The organism is Pseudomonas sp. WS 5532 (genome assembly GCF_012985445.1).
Classification (GTDB): Bacteria; Pseudomonadota; Gammaproteobacteria; order Pseudomonadales; family Pseudomonadaceae; genus Aquipseudomonas; species Aquipseudomonas edaphica.
In genome coordinates this window covers 134,907-155,847 of the sequence record NZ_JAAQWK010000014.1, presented here as the reverse complement: position 1 = coordinate 155,847, position 20,941 = coordinate 134,907, and the positions used below count along the sequence as shown (strand labels likewise).

General features: G+C 59.2%; 20 protein-coding genes. 8 read left to right on the top strand and 12 right to left on the bottom strand.

The genetic code is table 11. The features are described 5' to 3' along the window. Positions 1-309 precede the first annotated feature (309 nt). The gene (locus HBO23_RS22715; protein WP_017138375.1) at positions 310-1,308 is read left to right on the top strand and encodes an AraC family transcriptional regulator; all 999 of its coding nucleotides are present in this window, start codon (positions 310-312) and stop codon (positions 1,306-1,308) included. Between the two features lie 360 nt (positions 1,309-1,668). On the opposite strand, the gene HBO23_RS22710 is transcribed toward HBO23_RS22715, so the two are convergent. From HBO23_RS22710 to HBO23_RS22700, 3 genes are read right to left on the bottom strand one after another with little or no spacing between them, the layout of a single operon-like run. After that, entirely contained in the window at positions 1,669-3,015 is a 1,347-nt protein-coding gene (locus HBO23_RS22710) for an ATP-binding protein (protein WP_058420767.1), read from the bottom strand. Then, on the bottom strand, positions 3,012-3,689 hold the full coding sequence (locus HBO23_RS22705; protein ID WP_017138377.1) for a response regulator: 678 nt from the start codon (positions 3,687-3,689) through the stop codon (positions 3,012-3,014). Before HBO23_RS22705 ends, HBO23_RS22710 begins: the two co-directional genes overlap by 4 nt. Before the next feature lie 18 nt (positions 3,690-3,707). Further along, on the bottom strand, positions 3,708-4,016 hold the full coding sequence (locus tag HBO23_RS22700; protein WP_170039843.1) for a hypothetical protein: 309 nt from the start codon (positions 4,014-4,016) through the stop codon (positions 3,708-3,710). Positions 4,017-4,154: 138 nt separating this feature from the next. Between HBO23_RS22700 and HBO23_RS22695 the strand changes: the two genes are divergently transcribed. Next, positions 4,155-4,871, top strand: a complete 717-nt coding sequence (locus tag HBO23_RS22695; protein WP_017138379.1) for a 4'-phosphopantetheinyl transferase superfamily protein — start codon at positions 4,155-4,157, stop codon at positions 4,869-4,871. Between the two features lie 89 nt (positions 4,872-4,960). On the opposite strand, the gene HBO23_RS22690 is transcribed toward HBO23_RS22695, so the two are convergent. After that, on the bottom strand, positions 4,961-6,571 hold the full coding sequence (locus HBO23_RS22690; protein WP_017138380.1) for an ATP-binding protein: 1,611 nt from the start codon (positions 6,569-6,571) through the stop codon (positions 4,961-4,963). Then, positions 6,568-7,293: a response regulator gene (locus HBO23_RS22685; RefSeq protein ID WP_138451494.1), complete on the bottom strand. Its 726-nt coding sequence runs from the start codon at positions 7,291-7,293 to the stop codon at positions 6,568-6,570. Before HBO23_RS22685 ends, HBO23_RS22690 begins: the two co-directional genes overlap by 4 nt. Positions 7,294-8,009: 716 nt before the next feature. On the opposite strand from HBO23_RS22685, the gene HBO23_RS22680 reads away from it, so the two are divergent. Further along, positions 8,010-10,904 (top strand): ribonucleoside-diphosphate reductase subunit alpha, encoded by a 2,895-nt coding sequence (locus HBO23_RS22680; RefSeq protein ID WP_099548171.1) that lies wholly within the window; start codon positions 8,010-8,012, stop codon positions 10,902-10,904. Between the two features lie 85 nt (positions 10,905-10,989). Here HBO23_RS22680 and HBO23_RS22675 read toward each other — a convergent pair whose 3' ends face one another. The 5 genes from HBO23_RS22675 to flgB all read right to left on the bottom strand — a co-directional run bounded on the left by HBO23_RS22675 (position 10,990) and on the right by flgB (position 15,206). After that, positions 10,990-11,925, bottom strand: a complete 936-nt coding sequence (locus tag HBO23_RS22675; protein ID WP_262378213.1) for a hypothetical protein — start codon at positions 11,923-11,925, stop codon at positions 10,990-10,992. A gap of 327 nt (positions 11,926-12,252) precedes the next feature. Continuing rightward, on the bottom strand, positions 12,253-13,563 hold the full coding sequence (flgE, locus tag HBO23_RS22670) for a flagellar hook protein FlgE (RefSeq protein WP_017138383.1): 1,311 nt from the start codon (positions 13,561-13,563) through the stop codon (positions 12,253-12,255). A 31-nt stretch (positions 13,564-13,594) separates the two neighbouring features. Beyond that, complete coding sequence (gene flgD, locus HBO23_RS22665; protein ID WP_017138384.1) at positions 13,595-14,326, bottom strand: flagellar hook assembly protein FlgD; 732 nt, start codon at positions 14,324-14,326, stop codon at positions 13,595-13,597. Between the two features lie 16 nt (positions 14,327-14,342). Then, positions 14,343-14,795, bottom strand: coding sequence for a flagellar basal body rod protein FlgC (flgC, locus tag HBO23_RS22660; protein ID WP_017138385.1), 453 nt, complete (start codon positions 14,793-14,795; stop codon positions 14,343-14,345). Positions 14,796-14,798: 3 nt separating this feature from the next. Then, complete coding sequence (gene flgB, locus HBO23_RS22655) at positions 14,799-15,206, bottom strand: flagellar basal body rod protein FlgB (protein ID WP_003214246.1); 408 nt, start codon at positions 15,204-15,206, stop codon at positions 14,799-14,801. 325 nt (positions 15,207-15,531) lie between these two features. Between flgB and HBO23_RS22650 the strand changes: the two genes are divergently transcribed. Then, positions 15,532-16,311 (top strand): hypothetical protein, encoded by a 780-nt coding sequence (locus HBO23_RS22650; RefSeq protein WP_170039839.1) that lies wholly within the window; start codon positions 15,532-15,534, stop codon positions 16,309-16,311. Between the two features lie 89 nt (positions 16,312-16,400). Here the strand turns inward: HBO23_RS22650 and cheR are convergent, their stop codons facing one another. After that, positions 16,401-17,228 (bottom strand): protein-glutamate O-methyltransferase CheR, encoded by an 828-nt coding sequence (gene cheR / locus HBO23_RS22645; protein WP_017138387.1) that lies wholly within the window; start codon positions 17,226-17,228, stop codon positions 16,401-16,403. A gap of 44 nt (positions 17,229-17,272) precedes the next feature. Further along, positions 17,273-18,205 (bottom strand): chemotaxis protein CheV, encoded by a 933-nt coding sequence (locus tag HBO23_RS22640; protein ID WP_017138388.1) that lies wholly within the window; start codon positions 18,203-18,205, stop codon positions 17,273-17,275. A gap of 95 nt (positions 18,206-18,300) precedes the next feature. Here HBO23_RS22640 and flgA point away from each other — a divergent pair, with 95 nt between their 5' ends. From flgA to HBO23_RS22620, 4 genes are all read left to right on the top strand, one after another. After that, positions 18,301-19,059, top strand: a complete 759-nt coding sequence (flgA, locus tag HBO23_RS22635) for a flagellar basal body P-ring formation chaperone FlgA (protein ID WP_026013793.1) — start codon at positions 18,301-18,303, stop codon at positions 19,057-19,059. A gap of 159 nt (positions 19,060-19,218) precedes the next feature. Beyond that, entirely contained in the window at positions 19,219-19,545 is a 327-nt protein-coding gene (gene flgM, locus HBO23_RS22630; protein WP_138452185.1) for a flagellar biosynthesis anti-sigma factor FlgM, read from the top strand. Between the two features lie 48 nt (positions 19,546-19,593). Continuing rightward, entirely contained in the window at positions 19,594-20,064 is a 471-nt protein-coding gene (locus HBO23_RS22625) for a flagellar protein FlgN (RefSeq protein ID WP_170039837.1), read from the top strand. A 96-nt stretch (positions 20,065-20,160) separates the two neighbouring features. Continuing rightward, positions 20,161-20,910, top strand: coding sequence for a flagellar brake protein (locus HBO23_RS22620; protein ID WP_170039835.1), 750 nt, complete (start codon positions 20,161-20,163; stop codon positions 20,908-20,910). Positions 20,911-20,941: the final 31 nt, after the last annotated feature.

Below are 20,941 nucleotides of genomic sequence, written 5' to 3'. Positions count from 1 at the left end.
AAGATCCGCCATTGCCCACGACACTTGAATTGCGAACCCTCCTGCACTGGAGGGATTTGTTGTTTGCGAGGTCTGTAGGAATAAACCTGCGCTGTAATCCTTATCGCAAACGCCGTGCCACTTTGCTCAAACTGTCTGAAGGCCTTTAGACATCAGGGCCGAGGTCCATGGCCACGCCATCGACGCCGTCGGTGAGGTGGCGGAATTCCGCCCACTCATCCCCTCTCGTCCTACAATTTGGCGGATATCCGCCTTGTCGCCCCACCCGGTGATGGCTAACATCCGCCACTCCATGGACGAGGCCCTCACATGCGTGAACGTACCATCGCCAGTCACTATGCCCGCGCCGCCCTGGGCGGTGCGCGCCGCGCGGGTTACGACTATTCGGGCCTGCTGCTGCAAGTGGGCATCACCCCGGAACTGCTGAGCGAACCCCGCGCCCGCATCGCCCCCGAGCAATTTACCCGGCTGTTGCAAATGCTGTGGCTGGGGCTGGACGACGAATACCTGGGGTTTGCCGAAGGCCCGAGCAAGCGCGGCACCTTCGCCATGATGTGCCACGCGCTGATTCACTGCCGCACCCTGGAGAAGGCTCTGGAACGCGGCTTATTATTTTATAGCCTATTCCCGCAGGGTCCGCGCTGGCAGCTGACCAGAGAAGGCGATTTGGCCCGCTTGAGCCTGGACGATTCGCAGCTGTGGGACCCGGACCACTTTCTCAGCGAGTGCCTGCTGGTGATCTGGCATCGCCTGGGCAGTTGGCTGATCGGCCAGCGCATCCGGCTACAGCAAGCCACGTTCAGCTATCCGATGCCGGCCCATGCGGGCGAATATGACCTGCTGTTCCCCTGCCCTCAGGTATTTGGCGCGCCGAACAGCAGCCTGGTGTTTCCCGCCCGTTACCTGAGCCTGCCGTTGTTGCAGGACGAGCGCACCCTCAAGCACTTTCTCGAGCGCTCGCCCGCTGACCTGTTGTCGCGACCGGATGAGGGCGACAGTTTAAGCAGCCAGCTGCGCCGCTTGCTCAGCCGCGACCGCACGCCCTGGCCGGACCTGGAGGCCGTCGCCCAGCACCTGCACATCAGCCCGCAAACCCTGCGCCGGCATTTGCGTGAGGAAGGCACCAGTTTTCAGGCGCTCAAGGATGAGTTGCGGCGGGACATCGCCATTTACCACTTGGGGCGGGCGGATTTGTCGTTACAGGAAATTGCCGAGCAGTTGGGGTTTTCTGAGCCGTCGGCGTTTCATCGGGCGTTCAAGAAGTGGACCGGATTGACGCCGGGGGCTTACCGGGCACAGGAGAGTTAGAGGTGCAGTGCTTGGGCGGGCCTCTCGCGGGCAAGCCCGGCTCCCACCTTTGATCGAGTTCACACAATCAAAAAGGTGAGAGCTGGCTTGCCTGCGATCTACGCAACTTTTAAAAGCAGCCTATTTCTCCTGTGGCGAGCAGGCTTGCCCTGCGTTGGGCTGCGAAGCGGCCCCAGTAAAAACACTGCAATTTTCCTGAAAAAACTCAGCGTCTGGATTTGGGTCTGCTTCGCAGCCCAACGCAGGCGGTGCGACGATTCGACAAGCCTGCTCGCCACAACAGCCCACCTGCCACAGACTTCGTGTTAATCGGTTGTGTAGATACCTATGCTGCGATGAGGCCGGCACGGCCTATAAAGATCACGCCGCCGGAAAGTGAATCTTGAACGCCGCGCCACCCAAAGGCGAATCCCCAAGGGTCAACCGCGCGCTGTAGCTTTCAATGATGTCCTTGACCACCGCCAGGCCAATGCCCTGCCCCGGATGCTGGCGGTCCAGCCGCTCGCCCCTTTGCAGAATCCGCGCACGCTGATCGGGCGGTACGCCAGGGCCGTCATCTTCGATGCACAGCTCAGTGCCTTCAAGGTTCTCCGTCAGGCTGATGCGCACTTCACTCAGGCACAGGCGATAGGCGTTTTCCAGCAGGTTGCCGAGCATTTCGAGCAGCGCGCCCTTCTCGATCGGCACATCGCACTCGGGCGGTAATTCAAAGGTCACGGTCACGCGCTTGTCGCGGTAAACCTTGTCCAACGTGTCGCACAGGCTTTGCAACACCGGCTCCAGGCGTACCTGGTGCCGCACCAGGCCGCTTTTTCGCAGGCTGGCGCGCTGCAATTGGTAGCCGATCTGCTGGCTCATGCGTTCGATCTGCGATTGCAGCACCCAGGCCTGGCCGCGTTCTTCCGGGCGCTGGGCCATGTCTTCGCTCACGCCCTGCAACACCGCCAGCGGGGTTTTCAGGCTGTGGGCCAGGTCGTCGAGGGAATCGCGGTAGCGCGCCCGTTGCTCGCGTTCGCTGTGGAGCAAACGGTTGAGCGAGCCGGTCAGGCGCAACAGTTCGCGTGGGTGTTCCTCGGTGAGGCTTTCGCGGGTGCCGCCTTCGATCTGGTCTAGCTCCTGGCTCAAGCGCCGCAACGCTTGCAAGCCCCAGGTCAGGCCCAGCCACAACAGCGTCAACAATACGAGCAAGGCCGCGCCGAAGCCCAGGTAGAGGTTTTCCTGCAGGCCTTCGAGGGTCAGTTGGTATTCACGCACCGGTTGCAGCGCCACGATACTGAACGCCGCGCTCTTGCCGCCCAGCAGCTTGACCTCGACGTCGTACACGAAAAACTCCTGGCCATTGGCTTCGCGAATCCGCGCAAATTCATTACCGCGCCCGTCGTAGCGCGGCTTGTAGTTGATGTTTTCTTCCTGGGTCGCCCGCGAGCGCCACACCAGATGCCCCTCACGGTCGTAGATGTAACCGAGCAGGCGACTGTCAGTGAGGTTGAAGCGTTCGTCCGGCAACTGCGCAGGCATCAGCAGGCGGTTGTTTTCGACCCGCGCGGCGGAAATCAGCGTGGTGACATCCGAGGCCAGGCGCTGCTCGATGGAATCCTGCAGCGCCAGGCTGAACGCGCCTTGCATGGCGGGCAACAAGCCCAGCATAAACAGCACGGCCAGGGTGGTGGCCGCGAGCATCAAGCGCACACGTAGCGAGCGAATCAACGGCAGCGCTCATTGAACAGGTAGCCCAGGCCACGCACGGTGTCGATCGGTTTGAACCCGGCCGGGCCTTCCAGCTTGCGGCGCAGGCGACCCACCAACACTTCGATCACGTTCGGATCCCGCTCGTCGTCATCAGGGTAGAGCTGTTCCATCAAGCGGTCTTTGGCGACCACCTGCTGATGGTGACGCATCAGGTATTCGAGAATCCGGTACTCGTAGGCCGTCAGCGCCAACGGTTGCTCATCCAGCGACGCCTGCTTGCGATTGAGGTCGAGCAGCAAAGGCCCGGCGACGATGGTCGACTGGGTGAACCCGCTGGAGCGGCGCAGCAAGGCGTTCATGCGCGCCTCCAGTTCTTCGAACTGGAACGGCTTGACCACGTAGTCGTCGGCACCGGCAGCCAGGCCTTCGACCTTGTCTTGCCAGTTGCCGCGCGCGGTGAGGATCAGGATCGGGAAAGTCTTGGCCTGGCTGCGCAGTTGGCGGATCAGGTCCAGGCCGCCCATGCCGGGCAGGCCCAGGTCGATAATCGCCAGGTCATGGTTGAATTGGCCGGTCTGGTAAAGGGCTTCCTCGGCATTGGCCACGGCTTCGACCACGTGGCCGCTGTCGGTCAGGCGGGTGAACAGGTGATGACGCAGCAGCGCCTCATCTTCCACGACCAGCAATTTCATAAGGCTCTCCAAGGCGATTCAACTGTCCGACAGGGGGATATCATAGCGGCCCTGCAAGTCTTGCGGGCGCAGTTTAATGCCATTGTATTGGCCCGTCAGGTGTTCGTAGCCGGTGCGGTAGGCCGGTTGCGGCGTGGTCATGCCCAAAGACTGGCCCCACGGCGCCGCCTGGCCAGCCACCTCGTCGAAGCTCACACGCTGGATCAGGTTGCTGGATTTCCTGGTTTTCTCGCTGCCGAAAGCGGCAAACGCACCGTCCGAAGCCTGAACCCCGGCAGTGGCGCCGAGCATGCTTAAGGCCAGAATCAGCTTTTTGATCGCAGTCATGGGGCTTACCTCTACGCGTTTTGGCTGTTGAAGCCAGACTACGCAGGCGCCCCTGAACTCCCCCTGAACGGGCTCTGAACCAGGCCTGAACCGTTACGGACTATCCACCGGCGCGCCAACTGACGCAAAATACCGCCCATGACGCCTCTACCCGCTTGCTGCACTCCGCTCGATGCCCATTGGCCACTGCCCATCCCGCTGCCGGGCACGGTGTTCTTGAGCACGCGATTCGACCCGGCCTTGTTGCTCGCCGATGACTTCCAGCGCAGCGCCGTGCCGCCTCCGGCCAGCATCCAGCGCTCGGTGGCCAAACGCCAGGCGGAGTTCCTTGCCGGTCGCCTGTGCGCACGGGCGGCGTTGCAACAGCTTGATCAGCTCGATTGCGTACCGGCCATCGGTGACGACCGTGCGCCGGTATGGCCTGGGCATATCAGCGGTTCCATTACCCACAGCACCGGGCACGCGGCGGCCATTGTCGGGCACAAGGCGCAATGGCGCGGGCTGGGGATGGACCTCGAAAATGTGCTGTCACGGGAGCGAGCGGAACGTTTGGCTGGAGAGATTCTGACGGCCGACGAATTGCAGCGCATGTCACTGGGGCCGCGCGAGCAGAATGCCCTGCTGGTGACGCTGACGTTTTCGGTCAAGGAGAGCCTGTTCAAAGCGCTGTATCCGATTGTGCACAAGCGTTTCTACTTTGAGCACGCCGAGGTGCTTGAGTGGTCGCAGGCAGGCCATGTGCGGTTGCGGTTGCTGACGGAGCTGTCTGCTGAGTGGTGTTATGGCACTGAGTTGGAGGGGCAGTTTGCGGTGGAGGGGGAGCAGTTGTTGAGTCTGGTGGCTGTCGGCGCCTGATAGATCGCTATCGCGGGCAAGCCCGGCTCCCACCTTTGATGTGCGAATACATCCAAAATGTGGGAGCTGGCTTGCCTGCGATAGCGGTCTTAAGTCTTGTCCTGATCCCTGGGCCAACTCAAGCTGAAACACGCCCCACCCAGGTTGTTGCTCTTGCTGATCAACGCCCGCCCGCCGTGCCAATAGATAATCCGCCGCACAATCGACAAACCCAGGCCATGCCCGCCTGAAGCTCGCGTGCGACTATCGTCCAGACGCAAAAATGGCGTGAAAATCCGCTCCCAGGCGCTTTCCGGCACCCCCGGCCCGTCATCTTCCACATCGATGCGGCAACGCACCTGCCCCACTTGATAGCTGATCAGCACCCGGCCCTGGGCATGGCGCATGGCATTGCCCACCAGATTTTGCAGGGCGCGGTGCAAGTAGCGCGGCTCGGCGTCGACCCAGGCATCGTCCCAGTGTGCCGAAGACAGGCAGATGCCACGGGCAACACTGACCTGCGGGCGCAGTGGCGATAATTCGCCGATCACCTGATCGAGCAAGGCGCTGAGGTCTACCCGCTGGAAATTCAGTTCCGGCGCGCCCTGCTCCAGGCGGGCGTAGGTGAGCATTTCGTCGACCAGGCCGTCGAGGTCCTGGATATCGCTGTCCATGCCGTCCATATATTTACGCCGCGCCTCTGGGGTGGCGGCGTCGCCGATCATCTCCAGGCCGAAACGCAGGCGCGCCACCGGGGTGCGCAATTCGTGGGAGACGGCGCGCACCAGTTCGCGCTGGATCGCCAGCAATTGCTGCAAGTGCTCGGCCATGCCATTAAAGGCGGCGGCCAAACGCCCCACCGAATCGGCGCCCCGGGCCGGTACGCGCACTTCCAGGTTGCCTTTGGCAATGCGCGTGGCCGCCGCCTCCAGGCCTTTGAGGCGGCGCTCAAGCTGGCGCACCAATAAATAGACGATCAAACCGATCAGCGTGAGGCTGATCAACGCGATCAGGATCAGCCACTGCGGCGGGTACGGGTTCATTTGATACAAGGGGCCTATTTCCAGCACCCACGGCGTGCCGACCATGCCGGCGAATACGCGGATGGAGTCGCCGCCCTTGCCCAGGGCCATCACCGTGTCGCCTTCCGCAACCCGGCGGCGCTGGTCATCATCCATATCCGCCTGATCCAGCGTCATCAGGTGCATCTCAAAGCCAAAGCCCTTGGCCTCTTTTATGTCCGCCAGGCGTTGCGGCTGCTCGGCCACCGGAAAACGCACCAGTTCGTCAGCCAACAGGTAAATCGTCGCACGCGCCAGCTGCTCGCTGATCTGCTGCACTTCACCGGTGAGCACAAGCTGCGACTGTTCACTGACCAGGCGCAGCACGCGCGCGGCATGCGGGCCGGTCTGCTCCACCAGCACCTGGCCACGCTGCAGGCGGTTGCGCTGGGTCAGGTCCAACTGCGCGTCCGCCAACGGACGCAGTTCCAGGGGAATGCCGAGCAAGCGCTCCCACACCGCCAGGGCGCGCTGGCGCTCGATCGCGCTCATCGGTTGCAGGTTGTCGCCCATCAGCGCAAAGGTGCCGTGGGCCAGGCGCTCACGGTACTGGCCGCTGCGCACTTCATTGAGCAGGTGCAGGGCCAGCACGCCAAGCAACGCCACCAGGATCAGCGCCGCGCACATGCCGCCGTAGATGCGCAGGAAGATCGAGTTCACAGCGGCATGTCGGCGGCAGCTTCGGGGACGAACAAGTAGCCTTTGCTGCGAATGGTTTTGATCAGGCGCGGGTGAATCGGGTCGTCGCCGATCTTGGGTCGAATACGCGAGATGCGCACATCAATAGAGCGGTCCTGGCCGTCGTAGCCAATCCCGCGCAAGGCAATAAAGATTTCTTCGCGGGACAGGATACGCCCGGCATTCGCCACCAGCAGCCACAGCAGGTCGAACTCGGCACTGGTCAGCTCGATGCCGCCGTCATGCAGCCAGGCTTCGCGCAGGGCGTTGTCCACCACCAGCGGGCCGAATTGCAGGCGCCGCTGGCTTTCCACGGCGGCGGGTAGTGCCGGCTCGCTGCGCCGCAACAATGCCTGAATACGCGCCAGCAACAAGCGCGGGCGCACGGGTTTGCACACATAGTCGTCGGCGCCCATGTCCAGGCCCTGCACCTGGTCCATGTCATCGGTGCGGGCGGTGAGCATCAGGATCACGCCGTCGTAGCGTTCGCGGACTTTGCGGCAGATGCTCAGGCCGTCTTCGCCGGGCAGCATCAGGTCGAGGATCACGAGGTCCGGTTGTTCGGCGACAATGCGCGCCGCCGCCTGGGCGCCGTCGCTCTCCACCGACACCTGCAAGCCGTTGCTCTCCAGGTAATCACGGGTCAACTCGGCCAGTCGCTCGTCGTCCTCGACGATCAATATCTGCCAGGCTTCTTGCTCCATGCGCTACCTCGGTTCTCATTATTGTCATGTGCAGCAAACACACTGCTGCCTCTATATGAAGGCCGATTGTAGCCATGGGCCAACCCTTAAACACAAGCCGGGAAATCCATTCGGTGATCGCGTTTTTTTGTGATAGGGTTCGCGCCCTCAAAAAACCAACAGACGGTTTTTGCCTTGGAATATTCGGTGACAAACGGCGTAATCCAGCAGTACTGCGGCCTACACGGGTGTTCCACGTTTCATACACATTTTACCCACAGCGTTATCCACAGGTAGTGCGTTGCTAAGCCCCCCAAAACGCATTATCTTGTACCTCGGCGCTAAAAAAACCCTACATGTAGGGTTTTAAGCAAAAAACCAAACACAAATCAGACAAGAAACTCAAGCGCTTTCTTGCTCCTGTTTGGTTGAACCAAAGCATTTTTTAAAAGCCCAAACCGCGCACGCGGATGGCAACCGTTTTCCAGCCCGATTGGCAGAAAACGGTACGGGTGTTGCAGTGCTTGCAGCGAGCAACTGTCACCCGGCAGGAATACGGCCAAGGGCTCTTTCAAGCCCCGAACCGAAGACTTCGGCATGGAAGCGGCGCGAATAGCTCCCTTCCTCCTGTCCCGAAGTTGTTATGCCAGGCCCAGGCCTGTTGTAAGTGCTTCAGGACGGAACGGTGGGCACCGTGATGGTGCCCAAATAAATATAGAATGTGGAGACAACCCCCCATGCAAACCGACACAACTCGCGAGAACCCGCAAGGCTCCGTGCCGCAGGCCGCTGATTCGAACCTGGATCTGTCCGCCACTGCACCTGGCCAACTGCGTGTGATCAAGCGTAACGGCACTGTCGTTCCTTATACCGATGACAAAATCACCGTCGCCATCACCAAAGCGTTTCTTGCAGTTGAAGGCGGCACCGCTGCTGCCTCGTCGCGCATCCACGACACCGTTGCCCGCCTGACCGAACAGGTTACCGCGACCTTCAAACGTCGCATGCCGTCGGGCGGCACCATCCACATCGAAGAAATCCAGGACCAGGTCGAACTGGCCCTGATGCGTGCCGGCGAGCAGAAAGTTGCACGCGACTACGTGATCTACCGTGACGCCCGTTCCAAGGAACGTGCCGTGCGCTCCCCGGCTGAAGAATCGGCCGTGCAAGCTCACCCATCGATCCGCATCACCCTGGCCGACGGCAGCTTTGCTCCGCTGGACCTGGGCCGCCTGAACACCATCATCACCGAGGCCTGCGAAGGCCTGGAAGAAGTCGACGGTGACCTGATCCAGCGCGAAACCCTGAAGAACCTGTACGACGGCGTGGCCCTGACCGACGTCAACACCGCCCTGGTGATGACCGCCCGTACCCTGGTTGAACGTGAGCCGAACTACTCGTTCGTGACCGCGCGCCTGCTGATGGACACCCTGCGTGCCGAAGGCCTGGGCTTCCTGGGCGTGGCCGACAGCGCCACCCACCACGAGATGGCTGACCTGTACGCCAAGGCCCTGCCGGCCTACATCGCCAAGGGCATCGAATTCGAATTGCTGAACCCGATCCTGGCCACCTTCGACCTGGAAAAACTCGGCAAGGCGATCAACCACGAGCGCGACCAGCAGTTCACCTACCTGGGCCTGCAAACCCTGTACGACCGTTACTTCATCCACAAGGACGGTATCCGCTTCGAATTGCCGCAAGTGTTCTTCATGCGTGTGGCCATGGGCCTGGCGATTGAAGAGAAGCAAAAAGAAGACCGCGCGATTGAGTTCTACAACCTGTTGTCGTCCTTCGACTACATGTCGTCGACCCCAACCCTGTTCAACGCCGGCACCCTGCGTCCACAGCTGTCGAGCTGCTACCTGACCACCGTGCCGGATGACCTGTCGGGCATCTACCACGCGATCCACGACAACGCCATGCTGTCCAAATTCGCCGGCGGCCTGGGTAACGACTGGACGCCGGTGCGTGCACTGGGTTCTTACATCAAGGGCACCAACGGCAAGTCCCAAGGCGTTGTACCGTTCCTCAAAGTAGTGAACGACACCGCTGTAGCCGTGAACCAGGGTGGCAAGCGCAAAGGCGCTGTATGTGCCTACCTGGAAACCTGGCACATGGACATTGAAGAGTTCATCGAGCTGCGCAAGAACACCGGTGATGACCGTCGTCGTACCCACGACATGAACACCGCCAACTGGATCCCTGACCTGTTCATGAAGCGCGTCTTCGATGACGGCCCGTGGACCCTGTTCTCGCCGTCCGAAGTGCCGGACCTGCACGACCTGACCGGCAAGGCCTTCGAAGAGCGTTACGAGTACTACGAAGCCCTGTCCCAGTACCCAGGCAAGATCAAGCTGTTCAAGACCATCCAGGCCAAAGACCTGTGGCGCAAAATGCTGTCCATGCTGTTTGAAACCGGTCACCCATGGCTGACCTTCAAAGACCCGTGCAACCTGCGCAGCCCGCAGCAGCACGTGGGCGTGGTCCACAGCTCGAACCTGTGCACCGAGATCACCTTGAACACCAACAAGGACGAGATCGCCGTTTGCAACCTGGGCTCGATCAACCTGCCGAACCACATCGTCAACGGCAAGCTGGACACCGCCAAGCTGGAACGCACCGTCAACACCGCCGTTCGCATGCTCGATAACGTTATCGACATCAACTACTACTCGGTGCCACAGGCGCAGAACTCCAACTTCAAGCACCGTCCGGTCGGCCTGGGCATCATGGGCTTCCAGGACGCGCTGTACCTGCAGCACATTCCTTACGGTTCGGACGCTGCCGTCGAGTTCGCCGACAAGTCCATGGAAGCGGTCAGCTACTACGCGATCCAGGCTTCCTGCGACCTGGCCGACGAGCGCGGCGCCTACGAGACGTTCCAGGGCTCGCTGTGGTCCAAAGGCATCCTGCCGCTGGATTCGCAACAGATCCTGATTGAGCAGCGTGGCCAGAAGTACATCGACGTTGACCTGAACGAAACCCTGGACTGGGCGCCGGTACGTGCCCGTGTGCAGAAAGGTATTCGTAACTCCAACATCATGGCCATCGCACCGACCGCAACCATCGCCAACATCACTGGCGTGTCGCAGTCGATCGAACCGACCTACCAGAACCTGTATGTGAAATCGAACCTGTCGGGCGAATTCACCGTGATCAACCCGTACCTGGTTCGTGACCTCAAGGCCCGCGGCCTGTGGGACTCGGTCATGATCAACGACCTGAAGTACTACGACGGTTCGGTGCAGCAGATCGAACGCATCCCGCAAGAACTCAAAGAGCTCTACGCGACCGCCTTCGAAGTGGACACCAAGTGGATCGTTGACGCCGCCAGTCGTCGCCAGAAGTGGATTGACCAGGCTCAGTCGCTGAACCTGTACATCGCCGGTGCATCGGGCAAGAAGCTCGACGTGACCTACCGCATGGCCTGGTACCGTGGCCTGAAAACCACTTACTACCTCCGTGCCCTGGCCGCGACCAGCACCGAGAAGTCGACCATCAACACCGGTAAGCTCAACGCTGTTTCCAGCGGCAACCACGGTGATGATTCGGTGCTGGCTGCTCCAGCCGGCCCGGCACCCGTGCCAAAGGCTTGCGCGATTGATGAGCCGGATTGCGAAGCTTGCCAATAAGCTGAGTGAGTCCCGGGCTTGAACGCCCGGGATGTAAAAAAACCGATAAACCTGAATGCATTTGGGTTTATCGGTTTTTTTTGCGCTACACGAATGCGTAGGCGTTGCCTTCCTGGGGCCCTTCACCGCGCCCACCCCACAATTCAATACGCCCGCCAATCACCGCCATTGAATGGTGGCCATAATCCACAACACCCAGCTTGCCACTTGCCAACTCGGAACTCGAAGACCGCCTGTAGAGGTCTTTCAGGCCAAGCCGGTCCAGCGCTTCCCAACCCATTTCGCCATTGTTCAAACTTTGCATCGCATGAGCGAAACTCTGTTTTGCAGCATTGGGGTTGTCATCGTAGCCATTGCCCTCCATTTGAGCCCGCTTGGCGCTCGCGGCATACATGAAGTTTGCGTCGGTAATCATGCCCGGATTATCGCCCTTGAACTGCGCGTAAGCGGCTGCATGCCTTAACTCACCCTTAGATAAAGTAAGCTCGAAACCGTCTCGCATTTTTACGTAGTAACCCCCTCCCGTCTCCTTCACATCCTTGAAGACGTCGGTAGGTTTTTGACCAAACTTCATCATCGCCCCCTTTATCGCGGAAACGGTGACGCAATTGCCGTCAGGGCCTTGGCTGAAACCACTCCAGATATTGTCCGGCTTTTTACCTGGGTTGCTTGCATCTGGCTTGTAGTTGAAATGCTTGGAACCGTCGGTAATCGGTAGATTACTCATGGGTTCGCTACCGCCGAAATTCTTCGGATTTACCCTGCCACCACCACCACCACCACCACCACCTGGTGACGGTCCAGGAGCTGGCGCTGGAGACGGCTCATCCGCAAATAAATCCGGAAACAGCCTCTTCAACAACGCGAGCAAATCGGTGGACGCGTCCTTCTTCAACTGCTCAAGGATCTCCTTGAACTTCTCCTCCCCCAGCGCTTTACGCTTTTCATTGAGCTTGTCCCGCAAGTCCTGGGCAGTTTGGTTCTTGTTGCCCTTTTCGGCGTCATCCAGCTGTTTGAGCATCTGGGCGACGGTTTTTTTATCGGCCTCTACGTCATCCTTTTTTTCCTCTGTAGGGTTAGCGCCCCACAGGTTTTGCCCCGCGCCACTGACGTCATAACGCACACTTCCAGCCCCAGGGCCAGACACCGACAAATTCCACATACCCCGCCCCCTAAGATCCAGCACCTTTAAGTCCGATAAGTGGAAAGAACGGCGAGGTCGGTTCCACAAAGGCCTGTCAGCTCGCAATTGAGCAAAGGGTGGGAATGGTTGCTGATCCAAATAGCAGGCAAAAAAAAGCCCCTCGCTAGAGGGGCTTTCATTCACAGCAGTGTCAGGCCAACCGCATCAGGTCATCTGAATAATGGTCTGCATGATGGTGCTCTGGGTGGAGATGGTCTTGGCGTTCGCCTGGTAGTTGCTCTGGGCCTTGATCAGGTCCACCAGCTCGTTGGTCAGGTTGACGTTGGAGTTTTCCAGGGACTTGGACACGATCGAACCCAAGGTGCCGGATTGCGGGGCGTCATAACCCGGCTGGCCCGAGGCGAAGGTCTCTTTCCAAGTGGTGCCACCCGACGGCTGCAGACCCTGCTCGTTGTTAAAGCTGGCCAGGGAGAGCTGACCGATGGCCTTGCTCTGCTGGTTGCTGAAGGTGGCGAACAGCACGCCGTTACCGTCGATATTCAGACCGGTGATCTGGCCGGTGGCATAGCCATCGGTGACCGGTGGGTTACGGTAGGTGGCCGAGTTGTACTGGGTGATGTTGCCCATGTTGATGGCAATACCGCCAGGGTTGGCATTCGCGCCGTTTTTGGTCCACACGCCATTGGTCACTGTACCCGGCACCCAGCCAGTCAGCTGCAAGGTAGTGCTGGAGGTGCCCCCGGTGACAATCCCGGTGAGTTTGCCAGCACCGTCAAAGCTCAACGTCGATGCCACCGGTGGCGTCGAGCCTGTGCCGGTAGGCGCCGAACCGTCTGGGTTACGGCCGTCGATCAGGGTGTAGGACTTCCAGGTATTGGAATCCGTTTTGACCAGGTACTGCACCATCGGGTGCGCGTTACCCTGGGTGTCGTACAGCGTAGTGTTGTACTGGGTGCTGAACGAGCTGGACTCGGTTGGATCGAACGGGTGCGCCGCCTGATCGATCACCGGCGAGGAAGAGTTCAGGTTACTGGTGGAGTCCACTTTGGTGGACGCCTTGGGCGGCAGGTTCGACAGGTTCAATTGCAGGTCGGTCAGCGCGCCCTTGATGATGTTGCCATCGGCGTCCGCGGCGTAGCCTTGCAGGCGCGAGGTGCCGGTGTTGTTGGTGATGTAGCCGTCTTTGTCCGAACGGAAGGTGCCGCTGCGGGTGTATTCCAGCGAACCGTCACTGCCCTTCTGCACGAAGAAGCCACCGCCCTGGATCGCCATGTCCAGCAAGCCGCCGGTGTTGTTGACGTCACCTTGGGTGAATTGCTGGGACACCGCCGCCAGGTTCACGCCGCTGCCGACACTGTTCTGGCCAGTGCCCAGTTTGGACGCCGCGTAGATGTCGGAAAACTCCGCACGGGACGATTTGAAACCGGTGGTCGCAACGTTGGCAATGTTGTTGCCCGTCACGTCCAGTTGTTTGTTGGCCGCATAGAGGCCGCTAAGGCCGATGTTAAAAGACATGTTTCTCTCCTTCTGCCGTATTTAGCCGGCTCTATGTACCGATAGTCTGAATTTGCGACAGCTTGACGCTGCCCATGCCGCCTGCAAGGTTGAGCAGCATTTCGCCGCCGGTCTTGCTCAACGTCACGCTGGTGACCGTTGCCGGCAGCGACGTCAACAGGGCAACCGAGTCGCCTTTGTCATTCTTGGTGCTGGCCGCGAAGGTATAAGTGCCGGCGGGGGCGACTTCACCTTTGTCGTTCTTGCCATCCCATATAAAGCTTGAATTGCCGGCGCTTTGGGCGCCCATGTCGATAGTGCGCACCACGTTGCCGTCTTTGTCGGTGATTTTTACCGAGACGTTACCTGTCGCTGCCGTCACCGCCACCGAGCCGGTCATGCTCTTGCTGGTATCAACCATGGCCTTGTCGGTCTGGGTGATGATCGAACGCCCGACCAGTGACGAGGCCTGCAACGCTTGCGAAGAGCTGAAGTTGCTGGAGATCGCATTCACCGAGTCGTTCAGGGTGTTGATGCCTTCCAGGCTGCTGAACTGCGCCAGCTGCGCCACGAACGCGCCGTTGTCTTGAGGCGACAGCGGATTCTGGTTTTTCAGCTGGGTCACCAGCAGTTGCAGGAACGCATCCTTGCCCAGCGCCTGGTTGCCCGTGGCCGCCTTGGCGGCACCATCAAGGCCGCTGTTGTCTGTGGCAGTCTTGACCTTGGAGTTGAACAGGTCCTGAACCGCCGTGTTGGGTGTAGAAGTGGTATCAACAATGGCCATTATTTGGCGCCCCTTATCACTGACCCAGGGTCAGGACCTTCTGCATCATGGTTTTGGCGGTGTTCATCATTTCCGCGTTGGTCTGAAACGAGCGGCTGGCGGAAATCATGTCGGCCATTTCCTCGACCACGTTGACGTTGGGGTAGTACACGTAACCCTTTTCGTTCGCGGCCGGATGGTTAGGCTCGTAGCGGGCTTCCAGGTTGCTCTGGTCTTCGACCACGCCGAGCACCTGCACGCCTTGGCCCGCCGCATCCTGGTTCTGGAACAGTGAATCACCGCTGCCGCTCTGGCCGGCCTGGCCGCCCTGGAACATGGTGGCGAACACCGGGTGACGGGCGCGGTAGGTCTGGTCAATGCTCGAAGACACGGTCTCGGCGTTGGCGATGTTACTGGCGACGGTGTTCAAACGCGTGGTCTGCGCGCTCATGCCACTGCCGGCAATATTGAAAACACTGGCGAGGGACATGGCTTACTCTCCGCGCAGGGCTGACATCAGCCCTTTGAATTTGCTGTTAAGCAGGGTGAAGCTGGCCTGAAAGTTCACCGAGTTCTCGGCGTAGGCCGATTGCTCCAGCTGGGCGTCGACGGTGTTCTGGTCGATCGACGGCTGCATCGGCGTGCGATACAGCAGCGACTCGTCACCATTGCCCAGGCCTTGCGCTTCGATATGACGGCTGTTAGTCATGTTCAAGGCAAAGGTGCCGTTCTTGGTCTTGTCCTGCTGTGCGGCGAGCACGGCGGAGAAGTCCAAATCCCGAGCCTTGTAGTTCGGGGTGTCGGCGTTGGCAATGTTGTTGGCCAGGACTTCGGCACGTTGGGCGCGAAAGCCCAGGGCTTGTTCGTGGATACCGAGCGCTTTATCGAAGCTGATGCTCATGGCGGAAACCTTTAGGCTGACCTGCTTTTCGTATCTGGGTTATAGCAAGGCCCATGCCAATTCGCCGAAGGCCCGTATTACAAGGGTTTGCGCAAGGTTTGCCGGCGGCAATGCCAGAAAAGCGGCAATGGGCTTCCGCGTGGCGCCAGTAAAGCGGCAATGGCGGTTGCCGCTTTTACACCCGGTGGCAATCCTTCAACAGGCTGCCCCAGTGCGCCAGATACCTTGACCGCTCGTCTGCACTGTCATTTCTGACAGTTGTTGCGCCTACGTCTTTGCGTGCCTCATCGGGTGACCCCCTACATGCATAAAGCAGAGGCACACCATGCTGACTATTCCCCCCCTCAGATTCGTCCTGCAGGACAACGCGCTACCCATTCCAAACCTCTCGACCAGACTGCTGATCGGCAATGCGGTTGAATTGTTTTGCCCCTTTGCCGTCAAGCAGGGTGATTTCGTCAACGCAAATTTGATCGGCGAAAGAGGCAGAACGTACAACCTGAGCTTTGAGGTGGAGAAAGACGAGGCCGGGCTCAACTTTTTGACTCACCGTTCAATCATTGTCGGTAAGTCAGGCACCAATGTTGTTTTAATACTACGCGTTCGACGTGGCAGCGACGTGTACTTTGCGCCGAACGCAACCGTGTCCATCGATGCCGGCGGCATCGTTGTGCCTGTTCCTGGCACAGTGTGGGATTTCGCCGATGGCACCTTCCAGGGCTGGGTACCTCAGTCAGTTTATGCAGGCAGGGTGCTGCACATCGTCAACGGCAGCGTGGTCGTTGACCTGCCCAGCAGCCAGGTAACCAAGGCTCACATCATCACCCAACCCGTATCGGTCATCGCTGGGCGCATCTACGATGTCAGCTTTGACGTCCTGGGTGGTACAGCCGCCGGAGATGGCTCGACGCTGTACCTGACGGTTAACGGCAGCCGAATCGGCGCCAACGTACAAAACATAACCAACGCATCAACACAAACCGGAACCGGGACATTTACCGCAAGCAGTACCGGCACCGTGCATTTGGGTATTTTCAACGAGACCATCCCCAGCAGGAACCATCTTCTATTCTTGGGCAATATCCGAATGACACCCAAACCCTGACCACCGCCCGTAAAAAACTGGCGCTTGGCGCGCATAAAAAACGGGAAGCCTTTGCGGGGCTTCCCGTTTTTTTTATGCTCAAGCCACCTTTATTTGGCCTGATAAATGATCCCGGGGCTGCACTGCACCATCTGGTAATGATCCGGCAAGCCGTTGAGCGCTTCGGATGCACCCAGGAACAAATAACCACCACGCTTGAGCGTACCGTGAATGCGCAACAGGATGTCTTTCTTCACCTCTGCCGAGAAGTAGATCAACACATTGCGGCAGAACACCATGTCGAACTTGCCCAGGCTGGCATAGCTGTCGAGCAGGTTGAACGAGCGAAATTCCACCCGGCTCTTGATCGGCGCCTTGACCGCCCAGCGTCCTGCCCCTTTGGGGTCGAAGAAACGTTGCAAGCGTTCCTGGGACAAACCGCGGCCCAGGGCCAGGCTGTCGTACTCGCCGGTCTTGCAGTTGGTGAGCATGGTGCCGGACAAATCGGTGGCGACAATTTGCGCGCCGGCCTTCAATTGGCCCATGTTCGTGCGCTCGAACTCATCGATGGACATCGAGATCGAGTACGGCTCCTGCCCCGACGAACAGGCGGCCGACCAGATGCGCAAGCGCTGGCCGGGACTGGCCTTGATGGCCTCCGGCAGCACTTTGTTCTTGAGCACTTCAAAGGGGTAAGTATCACGAAACCACAAGGTTTCGTTGGTGGTCATGGCATCTACCACCATTTCCTTAAGCCCACTGCGCGGTTGCCCCTGGATGCGCTGGACCAACTCACCCAGGGATTTAATGCCCTGCTGTTCCATCAGTTTGTTGAGACGGCTGGATACCAGGTACTGCTTGTTTTCACCGAGCAATATGCCACAGGCTTTTTCCAGGAAGACCCGGAACTGTTCGAAATCCAAATTACCCGTAGACAATGATACCGCCTCTTAAATCGTGTGACCGCCAGGAGGAAATCCCCCTAGCCGTGATCTGCTGCCTTGATCCGGTCGACTACCCGGGATGCCAGGTCATCAGGGCGGAATTTGGCCAGGAAGTCATCAGCACCGACCTTCTTGACCATCGCCTGATTGAATACGCCCGACAAGGAAGTATGCAGGATGATATGCAATTTTTGCATGCGTGGATCGTTACGTATCTCGGCCGTGAGGGTATAGCCGTCCATTTCCGGCATTTCAATGTCGGAGATCATCATCAGGAACTCTTCTTCCGGCTTCTTGCCTTCGTCCACCAGCTTGCGCAGGTAATCCAGGGCTTGGCGACCATCGTTCAAGGCCACCACTTCCACGCCGACCGTTTGCAGGCAACGGCTGACCTGCTTGCGTGCCACCGAGGAGTCATCCACCGTCAGCACACGCAGTGACACTGCCTTGTGCGCGGTTTCGGCGTCTACCACGCCAACCGAAATGGTTTCCGAGGTGGGTGCGACTTCGGCGAGGATCTTTTCCACGTCGATGATTTCGACCAACTGGTTGTCGACCCGCGTCACTGCCGTGAGGTAGTGATCGCGCCCGGTGCCCTTGGGCGGCGGATGGATCTCCTCCCAGTTCATATTGACGATGCGCTCCACCGAGCGCACCAGGAAACCCTGGGTCTTGGTGTTGTATTCGGTGATGATCACAAAGGGGCTTTCGCGGTCCTGCAACCCCGAGGAACCGGTGGCCATGGCCAGGTCGAGAATCGGGATGGTCGCGCCTCGGATATTCGCTACGCCGCAGACCACCGGGCTGGATTTAGGCAATATGGTCAGCTTGGGGCACTGCAGCACTTCCCGCACTTTAAACACATTGATGCCGTACAGCTGCTTGCCGTCCAGGCGGAAAAGCAACAGTTCCAGGCGATTCTGCCCTACCAGCTGTGTGCGCTGGTTTACTGAGTCCATTACTCCTGCCATGCCTTGACTCCTACGCTAAAACCTTTGGCTATACCTACAAGGGCAACGACGCTCACCCAACACTAAACGGCACGGGCTTTGCTATTTATTGGTCTATGAACCTTAAAACGACAGTTTTCCGACGCATCCCACGGTATCGCAGATTGCTCTGCGCAACGATGGCTTTGCTTGCCTTGGGCTCGGGCACCACGGCTCGCGCAGATAATGTCACCTTGCCTGATCTCCTTATCGGCGTCACCCAAGGCTTTCTTGAGTTCACTGTAGAAGATTATCTGGCGACCACCCAAACGCCGGGGCGTTACGAAATCCAGGTCAACCAACTGGACCCGCGCCTGCGCATGCCTATGTGCGACAAGGAATTGACGGCCAGCCTCGAAAGCCCGGCCCAGCCCATCGGCCGCGTGACGGTAAAAGTGCGCTGCGAGGGCGCCTCACCCTGGACCGTGTTTGTACCGGCACAGGTCAAACTGTTCCGCGATGTGGTTGTGGTCACACGCCCGCTCAAACGCACCGGCATCATTGGTTTTGAAGACGTGGCCCTGCGTGAACGCGACATCAGCCTGATCAACCAGGGTTACCTCACCGCTGTGGACCAAGCCATCGGGCAGAAACTGACCCGACCAATGGTCACCGACCAGGTCATTACGCTGGTGCATCTGGAACAGGCTGAGGTGATTCGCAAGGGCGACCAGGTGGTGATTTCCGCCAGCAGCGGCGGGCTGATGGTAAAAATGCCGGGGGAGGCGCTGTCCAACGGCGGGATGAGCGAGCAGATCCGGGTCAAGAACCTCAATTCCAACCGTGTGATCAAGGCGCAGGTGACCGCGCCGGGCCAGGTTGAGGTGGCGCTATAGAAGATCACCGCTGTGAGATCACTGGTGTGAAACGCCAGGTTTTCCTACACTGTGCGTGGGATGTCGACCTGTACAGGTTTATTGTCAAACGAGCCTAAAGTTTGTCCGGGTATGGCCGAAAACATGGCAAGCGTCCAAATACCCAGAGGTTTTTTTAACATGGTCATTGATTTCAGTCGTTTAAATAACACCCAGGCTTTGCCGGGCAATACGCGCACCAGCGGGGCAAAGGACGGCGTAGAAGCCAAGTCCCAGCCAGCACCTGCGGCCAAGACAGAACAGGCCAGCGCCAGCCAGAGCGGGGAATCGGTACACCTGAGCAATGAGGCTCAACAGTTGCAGAAGGTCACTGACTCGCTGCGCGATCAACCCGTTGTCAATAAAGCCCGCGTGGCCGAATTGAAACAGGCAATCGCTGATGGCAGCTATAAGGTCGACAGCAACCGTGTAGCCAGCAAGCTGCTTAACTTCGAAGCCGAGCGCTAGGCAAAGGCCTGCGCAGGGCTTGTGGACGCTTAAAACCCAAGGCCAGCCATGCACCACGACGAACATCTGCTTGAACTGATCATTGATGATCTGGCGCCGACGCAACTTCTGCTCGAGCTGCTCAAAGAAGAATCCCTGGCCCTCTATGGCCGGGATATGCGCTTGCTGGAGGAAATCCTGGCGCGCAAACAGTCGCTGATCGTGCTGCTGGAGCAGCATGGCAAGAAGCGCAGCGAAATTCTCATCAGCCTGGGCCTGCCGGCTGATCATGACGGCCTGGCACAACTGGCCAGCCACTCCTCGGTAGGCGCACAGTTGCTGGCGCAGAGCACCGCACTCAATCAATTGCTCGCCCAGTGCCAGGAAGCCAACCTGCTCAACGGCCAATCGATCCAGCTACAGCAGGCAACGACCGCCAACCAGTTGCGTATACTCCACGGCGGAGAGCCTCCGGCGCTGTACAACGCCCAAGGGTCGACCTCGCGCCTGGTCAAGCCAAGCACCCGCAGCCAAGCCTGACACCGGTTTACAGCGCGCCCTATCCAAGGCGCGCTACATGCTGGCAAAATGCCGGTTCTTGCGTGTAGTCGTATTTTGCCTGGAGATGGAAGAACCGTGTTCAACGCCCTTAATGCGGAAGATGCTCCGCAGCCACCCAAGGTGCTCACCACGCCTCTGGAAATCGCCAGCACGTTGCGAATGCTGCAAGAAAGCCATGACCCGCTGATTATCACTTTCCATGAACGCAGCCAGCGGTTCCAAAGCTATCTGGTGGATATAGATCGGGACAGCAAAACGCTCGCCCTGGACGAAATGATCCCCCGCGACGGTGAACGCTACCTTGAGAACGGCGAACCGTTCCGCATTGAAGGTTTCCATGACGGTGTGCGTGTCGCCTGGGAAAGCAACGGCACACTGACCATCAGTGAAAAAGGCGGCCACCGCATCTACACCGGCAGCATGCCCGACGAGGTGGTCTACCATCAGCGTCGCAATGCCTTTCGGGCAGCGTTGAAGCTGGCCCAACTGGTAAGCATCGAGCTGGGTGGCGAAAAGCTCAAGGCACCGATCAACGGCAAACTGCTGGACATCTCCGCCACCGGCTGCAAGCTGCGTTTTGAAGGCGACATTTCCGATCGCCTGCAGCTGGGCCAGGTCTATGACCGCTTTATCGCCGCCCTGCCCTTTGGCAGCATGACCACCTCGGTGGAGCTGCGTTACTTGCACGTCGAAGACAAGATCAACACCACCTTCGCCGGCGTGCGCTTCCATAACATGAGCGGCTTGGTTCAGCGCCAGGTTGAACGTTTTGTGTATCAGTTGCAGCGTGAAGCGCGGCGCTTTGACAAAGACGACGACCTTTAAGCCTTAAAGGCCGTATGAATAAAAACGGGCA

Bases quoted from the DNA above. Each gene is read 5' to 3' on its own strand.
- HBO23_RS22715 (WP_017138375.1), top strand. From the start codon at position 310: ATGCGTGAACGTACCATCGCCAGTCACTATGCCCGCGCCGCCCTGGGC.
- HBO23_RS22705 (WP_017138377.1), bottom strand. From the start codon at position 3,689: ATGAAATTGCTGGTCGTGGAAGATGAGGCGCTGCTGCGTCATCACCTG.
- HBO23_RS22700 (WP_170039843.1), bottom strand. From the start codon at position 4,016: ATGACTGCGATCAAAAAGCTGATTCTGGCCTTAAGCATGCTCGGCGCC.
- HBO23_RS22695 (WP_017138379.1), top strand. From the start codon at position 4,155: ATGACGCCTCTACCCGCTTGCTGCACTCCGCTCGATGCCCATTGGCCA.
- HBO23_RS22685 (WP_138451494.1), bottom strand. From the start codon at position 7,293: ATGGAGCAAGAAGCCTGGCAGATATTGATCGTCGAGGACGACGAGCGA.
- HBO23_RS22680 (WP_099548171.1), top strand. From the start codon at position 8,010: ATGCAAACCGACACAACTCGCGAGAACCCGCAAGGCTCCGTGCCGCAG.
- HBO23_RS22675 (WP_262378213.1), bottom strand. From the start codon at position 11,925: ATGCTCAAACAGCTGGATGACGCCGAAAAGGGCAACAAGAACCAAACT.
- flgE (WP_017138383.1), bottom strand. From the start codon at position 13,563: ATGTCTTTTAACATCGGCCTTAGCGGCCTCTATGCGGCCAACAAACAA.
- flgD (WP_017138384.1), bottom strand. From the start codon at position 14,326: ATGGCCATTGTTGATACCACTTCTACACCCAACACGGCGGTTCAGGAC.
- flgC (WP_017138385.1), bottom strand. From the start codon at position 14,795: ATGTCCCTCGCCAGTGTTTTCAATATTGCCGGCAGTGGCATGAGCGCG.
- flgB (WP_003214246.1), bottom strand. From the start codon at position 15,206: ATGAGCATCAGCTTCGATAAAGCGCTCGGTATCCACGAACAAGCCCTG.
- HBO23_RS22650 (WP_170039839.1), top strand. From the start codon at position 15,532: ATGCTGACTATTCCCCCCCTCAGATTCGTCCTGCAGGACAACGCGCTA.
- HBO23_RS22640 (WP_017138388.1), bottom strand. From the start codon at position 18,205: ATGGCAGGAGTAATGGACTCAGTAAACCAGCGCACACAGCTGGTAGGG.
- flgA (WP_026013793.1), top strand. From the start codon at position 18,301: ATGAACCTTAAAACGACAGTTTTCCGACGCATCCCACGGTATCGCAGA.
- flgM (WP_138452185.1), top strand. From the start codon at position 19,219: ATGGTCATTGATTTCAGTCGTTTAAATAACACCCAGGCTTTGCCGGGC.
- HBO23_RS22625 (WP_170039837.1), top strand. From the start codon at position 19,594: ATGCACCACGACGAACATCTGCTTGAACTGATCATTGATGATCTGGCG.